This window comes from Fibrobacter sp., from assembly GCF_045112255.1.
GTDB lineage: Bacteria > Fibrobacterota > Fibrobacteria > Fibrobacterales > Fibrobacteraceae > Fibrobacter.
Map to the genome: position 1 here is coordinate 20,980 of NZ_JBGUHR010000026.1, position 6,667 is coordinate 27,646.

General features: G+C 50.4%; 6 protein-coding genes and 1 tRNA gene. 3 read left to right on the forward strand and 4 right to left on the reverse strand.

Going from position 1 to position 6,667, the window contains the following annotated elements; translation table 11 throughout:
• The first annotated feature begins 76 nt into the window (after positions 1-76).
• Positions 77-1,255, forward strand: coding sequence for an iron-containing alcohol dehydrogenase (locus tag ACJMM9_RS02680; RefSeq protein WP_405323634.1), 1,179 nt, complete (start codon positions 77-79; stop codon positions 1,253-1,255).
• Between the two features lie 91 nt (positions 1,256-1,346).
• Here ACJMM9_RS02680 and ACJMM9_RS02685 read toward each other — a convergent pair whose 3' ends face one another.
• Positions 1,347-2,261: an FISUMP domain-containing protein gene (locus ACJMM9_RS02685; RefSeq protein WP_405323636.1), complete on the reverse strand. Its 915-nt coding sequence runs from the start codon at positions 2,259-2,261 to the stop codon at positions 1,347-1,349.
• Positions 2,262-2,271: 10 nt separating this feature from the next.
• Positions 2,272-3,387 (reverse strand): glycosyl hydrolase family 8, encoded by a 1,116-nt coding sequence (locus tag ACJMM9_RS02690; RefSeq protein WP_405323638.1) that lies wholly within the window; start codon positions 3,385-3,387, stop codon positions 2,272-2,274.
• A gap of 75 nt (positions 3,388-3,462) precedes the next feature.
• Here ACJMM9_RS02690 and ACJMM9_RS02695 point away from each other — a divergent pair, with 75 nt between their 5' ends.
• Both ACJMM9_RS02695 and ACJMM9_RS02700 read left to right on the forward strand, forming a co-directional pair.
• Complete coding sequence (locus tag ACJMM9_RS02695) at positions 3,463-4,329, forward strand: NAD(P)/FAD-dependent oxidoreductase (RefSeq protein ID WP_405323640.1); 867 nt, start codon at positions 3,463-3,465, stop codon at positions 4,327-4,329.
• A 175-nt stretch (positions 4,330-4,504) separates the two neighbouring features.
• Complete coding sequence (locus ACJMM9_RS02700) at positions 4,505-5,332, forward strand: hypothetical protein (protein ID WP_405323642.1); 828 nt, start codon at positions 4,505-4,507, stop codon at positions 5,330-5,332.
• A 495-nt stretch (positions 5,333-5,827) separates the two neighbouring features.
• On the opposite strand, the gene ACJMM9_RS02705 is transcribed toward ACJMM9_RS02700, so the two are convergent.
• Positions 5,828-5,901 (reverse strand) — tRNA-Pro (locus ACJMM9_RS02705).
• A gap of 101 nt (positions 5,902-6,002) precedes the next feature.
• Positions 6,003-6,464, reverse strand: a complete 462-nt coding sequence (locus ACJMM9_RS02710; RefSeq protein ID WP_405323644.1) for a Smr/MutS family protein — start codon at positions 6,462-6,464, stop codon at positions 6,003-6,005.
• Positions 6,465-6,667 lie beyond the last annotated feature (203 nt).

The following is a 6,667-nucleotide window of genomic DNA, read 5'->3' on the forward strand; positions in this document are numbered from 1 at the left end:
AGAACAGAAAAAATTGTAAAATCCTGCCGCTGGGTGGGATTTTCTTGTATTTTTAATTGAAACACAAGGATGGAATATGGATAGCTTTAATTTCTACAGCCCCACGGAATTTGTTTTTGGTAAAGACCGCGAAAACGAATGCGGTGAACTCGTCAAAAAGTATGGCGGCACGAAGGTGCTGATTCATTACGGTGGTGGTTCTGCCGTACGTTCCGGTTTGATTGACCGCGTTAAGGCTTCACTTGACGCTGCGGGCATCGCCTATGTGGAACTCGGTGGCGTAAAGCCGAACCCGCGTGATACGCTCATTTACAAGGGTATTGAGGTGGTGCGTGCAAACGGGGTTGATTTCATCCTTGCTGTGGGCGGTGGCTCCGTCATCGATAGCTCCAAGGGAATTGCTGTGGGCGCTCTTTACGATGGCGATTTTTGGGACTTTTATGCGAAAAAGTTGTCGGTCACGAAGGCGCTCCCGATTGGCGTGGTGCAGACGATTGCTGCTGCCGGTTCCGAAGGGAGTGGCGATTCCGTCGTGACGAAAGAAGAGGGAATGCTCAAACGCGACATTGGCGCGGATGTGATTCGCCCGAGATTTGCGGTGCAGAATCCGGCTTTGCTTTGCACGTTGCCGCCTTATCAGACTGCTTGTGGCATTACCGACATCATGGCTCATGTGTTTGAACGCTATTTCACGAATACTTTGGAAGTCGAGACGACGGACCGCCTTTGCGAAGCGCTGCTCATCACGATGCTCAAGGAAGGGCCGCGCGCCATGGCCGAACCCGCCAATTACGAGGCTCGTGCGAACATCATGTGGGCGGGTACGGTAGCCCACAATGGTCTTGTGGGCTGCGGGCGCAGTCAGGACTGGAACAGCCACGCGATTGAACATGAACTTTCGGGACTCTATGACTGCGCCCATGGCGCGGGCCTAGCAGTTATCATGCCGGCGTGGATGGAATACGTCGTTGACCATAATGTGATGCGTTTTGCGCAGATGGCAACGCGCGTGTTCGGTTGTCAAATGAATTTTGAAAATCCGAAAGCGACTGCACTCGAAGGCATTAAGGCGTTCCGCCGATTCCTGCATTCTATTGGCATGCCGATTAACTTTGCGGAACTCGGCGCGAAAGAAGAAGATATCCCGACACTTGTGGAAAAGCTGAATCCAGGCGATGGCTGGGGCTTTGTGCCACTCAAGGCGAAGGATGTGACTGAAATTTACACCATCGCTGCACATGCAACGCTTGATTAAATGGAAAAATTGAAAGAGTAAAAAACTCCTCGGTTATGCCGAGGAGTTTTGCGTTATAACCATTTACTAATGACTATTGACCAATAGCTAATTAGTCTTTAATGCAGCGGAGGCTTGCGCCGAATTCGGGATTGAACTTTTCGAACTTGGCGATATCTTTGTCATGGAAGAATACGAGGACTTCGCCTTCGCTTGTCCAGAAGTAAGCCTTTTTGCCGGCTTCGTCAAACTTGCGGTCCTTTATGGCAACATCGCTCTTGGCGAAGTGCGCACCGCCAGCCTTTGCGCCGAATCCGAGTTCATCCTTGCCGTTTCCGAAAATCGGAGATTCGGGCTTGATCGGATCCCAGCCGTAACCGGCCTTGAGAACGACACCCGGCTTTTTACCGGCGACTTTCAGGAGTTTTTGCCATTCGGCCTTGCTCGGCATGTGGAAACCTTCGAGGCAAGCCTTTTGCGCATTCTGGAAATCGTAGAGACGTCCCCAGTGGTTGCATTGTGAACAAATTGCACCTGAGGCGGTGGCGAAGTTCATGTTTTCGGCTGTCCAGAGCTGGTCGCCAATGACAATCCATTCGTAAGAATTTCCGTCACGAGGATCCTTGTAGCTTCCGCTTGTTGCGGGGCTGCCGTCTTCGTTGTATGTTTCGCCGAAAGCGACTTGCTTATTTTGCTTGTATTCGGCTTTCGTGGCGACCTTGCCGTTCTTGTGGTAACGGATAACCGTTCCTTCGATGTAGCCGTTCACGTACGGGAGTTCTGACTGGAGAGTGCCGTCCTTGTAATATTCCTTGGTCACTCCTTCGCGGCGGTCGTTCACGTAGCTGGATTCTCGCTTGAGTGTACCGTCATCGTAGTATTCCTTTTCAGGGCCTTCCTTTTTGTCGTTGACGTAGGTGGCTTCGAAGCGGACGTTTCCGTTCGGGTATTTTTCAACACGAACATCGTCGCAGGCGGTAAAAGCAATGGAGCTTGCCGCAATGAATAAGATGGCAGGTAGTTTCATACGATCCTCCTTAGAGTGTGATTTTTCCCGCGGTGGCGAGTAATCCGATTAAGTACAACATCCCGTCATAGTAACGCCAAAAACGGTAAGGCACGGAGAGCGCTGCAAGTCGTCTGACAAACGGCGTAATGCGTGGGTCATCGATCGGGAGCACTTGCGTTGCGGCGGCGTTCATGGCAATAAGCCCTGGCGTCGCGTTTCTCCCTTGGTGCGGATACGGCCCCCCATCGACGGAGTAGTCGGAGAGGTAAGGCGTACAGTTCTGGAAAAAGTGCAGAATGCGTTCGCAGATTTCTTTTTCGCTTTCGTGTCCGCGGAATATCGAATAGTCGAGGCTCAAGTTGAGCGCAACGCGCCATGCGTCTCCGCTAAAGTTGTTGCTTTCGGGGAACCAGGGCATGGCTTTGGGAGTGCCGTCGTATTCGGTATAGTCTGCGCAAAGCCCGGTGACCGGGTGTGCCGCCTTTTGCAAAAAGTCAATGCTTGCCTGAGCGACTTCAAGCCAGGATTCGTCATCAGTTGCTTCGGCGAACATGCGGTAGAACGCCATCGTATGGTAACTCGGGTCGGTGAAGTCATTGCCGAGAACGGGTGAAAACTTGATGAGCTTGCGTTCCGGGTCGATGATCGGACCTACAAGTTCATTTTGCGGTTTGTACTTGATGTCATGGATGAGTTCCTTGGCATCATTGAGGAGGTCTTCGCGATTGAATCTCTTTGCAGCGATAAGGAGGGCTGCGGCAAAGTATTCTTCGCTATCTGGGGCTGCCCCTGGGTCCATCATGGAAAAGTCGGTCGTGTTGACTTGCCATGAAAAATATCCCTTGTGCGGGCCGTCGTTGTTGCGGACAAAGCGCTTGGAAAAGTTCCAGAGCTTGTCGAACGTGACTTCGTGGTCGGTCAGCGCGGCGATGAACATGCCGTAGCTCATGCCTTCGGAACGGATGTCGTCGTGCCCAATGTCGATGATGTATGCCATGTCGTCGGACGCTTCGAAATAGATGCGTTCGTCGATCGGATCGCCCTCAAAAAGTTTGCTATAGGCATTCTGAATAAGCTGGTCCGCAAAATTGGGACCATATCCAGCTTCAACAAATAAATCTCGCGTTGGGTAGCGTTGCAACATCGTTCTCAAATCCAAAATTCATTAATTATTACAGATTTAAAATAAATAAAATCGTATATTAATGTTGAGGTTATTATGGTAGATATATTGATTTTGGGTCATGGACCGGCCGGTGTTTCGGCTGCCCTTTACGGTCTTCGTGCTGGACTCGAGGTTCAGCTTGTGGGTAAGGATGTAGGTGCGCTTGCAAAGGCTCACAAGATCGAAAATTATTTTGGTCTAGAAAAACCGCTCACGGGGGCTGAACTTGCCGAAGTCGGTAAGAAACAGGCGATTGCCCTTGGTGCGCAAATTGTGGACGATGAGGTGACAGACCTCATGTTCGATGGCTTTGGTTTTGTCGCAACGGGCTTGAACGGAACGTATCGCGGCAAGGTCTGCGTGATGGCGACAGGTGCCGCTCGTAAAAAGACTCCGCTCCCTGGAATGGCTGAAATGGAAGGCCACGGCGTGAGCTACTGCGCTGTTTGCGATGCTTTCTTTTATCGTAAAAAGAATGTGGCTGTGCTTGGTTCGGGCGAGTATGCGTTGCATGAAGCAACTGAACTTTTGTCTGTAGTCAACAGCGTGACGCTCCTGACGAACGGTGCTGAACTTACAGCGGCATTCCCCGAAAGCGTGAAGATTGAAACCCGCAAAATTACTGGACTCAAGGGCGCGGGACAATTTGAGGGCGTGAAGTTTGATGACGGACTTGATGCCAATTTTGACGGCATGTTCGTGGCCATGGGTAGCGCGAATGCAACGGATTTGGCATTGAAAGCTGGCGCAGCGTTCGATGATGGAAAGCTCGTGCTCGATAAGGATTTTCAGACAACCGTTCCTGGACTCTTTGCGGCAGGCGACTGCACGGGGGGTACGCTCCAGGTGGCTGTAGCCGTTGGCGAAGGCGCTATTGCTGGCCTCGCTGCGATTAAGTACTTGAGAGAACATCGGGAGTAAGGTGCGCTGCAAAATGCGCCGCATTACTTTACTCACAAATCCTGACGTTTGCAATTTGCATTGTCCGCTGTGTTTTTTGAACCAGCGGGCTTTACGTTATTGCGATGCGCGGAGTGCTGTGAATAGTAATGGGGAGCGTCTTTTTAATTGTAATAGAGACCGCCGCGCATTTGGTATGGGCGAGATGCCATTCGAAGTTGCGCAGGCAGCAATTGAAAAGTACGCCGCAGAACGAGATGTTTCGGGAAGACGCTTGCTGCGCGAGGTCATCCCATCGACAATGGGGGAGCCTCTACTTTATTCGCATTTTGATGAACTGCTGGAGTTGTGCAGAACGCTTGAAATTCCGCTGAACCTCACGACGAATGGAACGTTCCCTGGAAAGTGGGGAAGCGAAGCTGCGATGGAATTGCTGTTGTGTTCGTGCAGTGACATCAAGGTGAGCTATTTAGCGTCGGAACAGTTTGACGGCTGGAAAGCGAATGTCGAAAAGCTGGTGAATGTGCGCGATAAGTTGCGCGAGAATGCTGACTGCGCGAAAGTTGATTGCGCGAGAACTGCTGATGTGGAATGCGCGGGGACCGAGACTTTTTCAAGTGCGGATGCGAGAGTCGCGACGGTCTCGCTGCAAGTGACGCTGCATAAAAAGAATATGCACGATGTGCCGGAGCTTGTGTCGTGGGCTTCTGCGATTGGGATTGATAGAATCAAGTGGAATAAGGTGGTGGTGCTGAAAGGAGCTTCGCAGCAACTCCGTGAAATGTATATGCCAGATGATGCGTCGCTAGATTCGTTGCGCAAGGAGCTTCGGACGGGTGCGCTTTCTGTTTCGAATGTGAAGCATGAGGGAAGTTTGTTTTTTGATAATAGCGTTGACCAATGCGCTGTTGGTGGTAAATGCGAATCGTGTCCGTTTGCAGATGAAGTATGGGTTTGGCCCGACGGTCATGAGGACCATTGCCCGAATCCGGAACGGAGATTCGGGGGCGGGTGCTCGGAATAGCGAGATTGCCGAAACGGTCTTGCTATAATCTGCTGATGCGAGATGAGACAAAAATTTTACTTCGTTTCAACTTTTGCATAGGTTTTTGTCTGTGATTGCGAGGTTAGACAAAATGCTCACTTGCGTTTCGCATTTTGCCCTTCGGGTTACGCCTTGCGGCGTAATCTCTAAATCACTCAATATTCGCTTCGCTCATGGAGTGATTTAGTCGAACTCACGACTTCGTCGCTCGTTCAAATTCACGTGATGCCAAATAAGAAAAAGAGCCATCCTTCGGATGACTCTTTTCTTATCGGAATAGCGAGATTGCCGAAACGGTCTTGCTATTCCCGTTTCGCCCTTCGGGCTTGCCTGCAACTTTGTTGCAGGACAAGGCTTTCGCTCCACGTTTCACTTCGTTCACGGAACAAATTTGTCGAACTCACTTCGTGAGTTCTCATTAGCGTATTTCAGATATAAAAAGAAAACCACCCTTGTGGGTGGTTTCTCTTTTTATCGGAATAGCGAGATTCGAACTCACGACCTCTTGCTCCCGAAGCAAGCGCTCTACCAGGCTGAGCTATATTCCGTTTTGTTTTTGTCTTGACGCTTCGTCGTTGACGCGCACAATTATAGTTAATTTCGTTTCACTTTTAAAGGGGTAAGGGCAAAAAAAGTGAAATTTTTTTCATTATTTTTTCTTTTTTGCGGCTTGCGGGCGCGGCTTGCCGATTTTCATGATGCTGGAACCGGCGTTGTCGGGTTCAACCTTGTAGAAAACGACTCGATTTTTCCATTCGGAGCGCACTTTGCGGTCGATAATGCGCTTGACGTTGCCGTATTCCGGGTTGCCCCCACCGTGAATCACGCGCAGAACGCTGAGGCCTGCGATGAGGAGGTCATCAATGCGGCGTTCAACGGCTTCGGCGGCTTCTTCGGAGGTGAGGCCGTGAAGGTCTATTTCGTCTTCGGGGTTGGGGAGTTCCCAGGCGGCGGGGTTGCGGCGCATTTTCTTGCCACGTGTGGCGCGCTGCGGCCTTGCTTCAGCTTCTGCCTCGGCCTGGATTTCGGCAAGTTCGTCCTTGTCTTCCATTTGGTGGTTCTTGATCCACTCTAATTGAAATTCTTCTTCGGCATTTAAAGGCATTATCATTCCTTCTTTTTAGCGAAATATAAAAAATGCAACTTCAAATTTGTTGAATTTCTTAAATAGTAAAAGCGAGAAAAACTGTTTAATTAGAAAAATTGAAAAGAATCGTATTGAGAATAAAAGCGTCGGCCAAGTTTTTTTTCTTCGCAGTAGCGTGCAAAACGAGAGTCGCGGGCGACTGCTTGCAGGCGCTCATGACCGAGTGA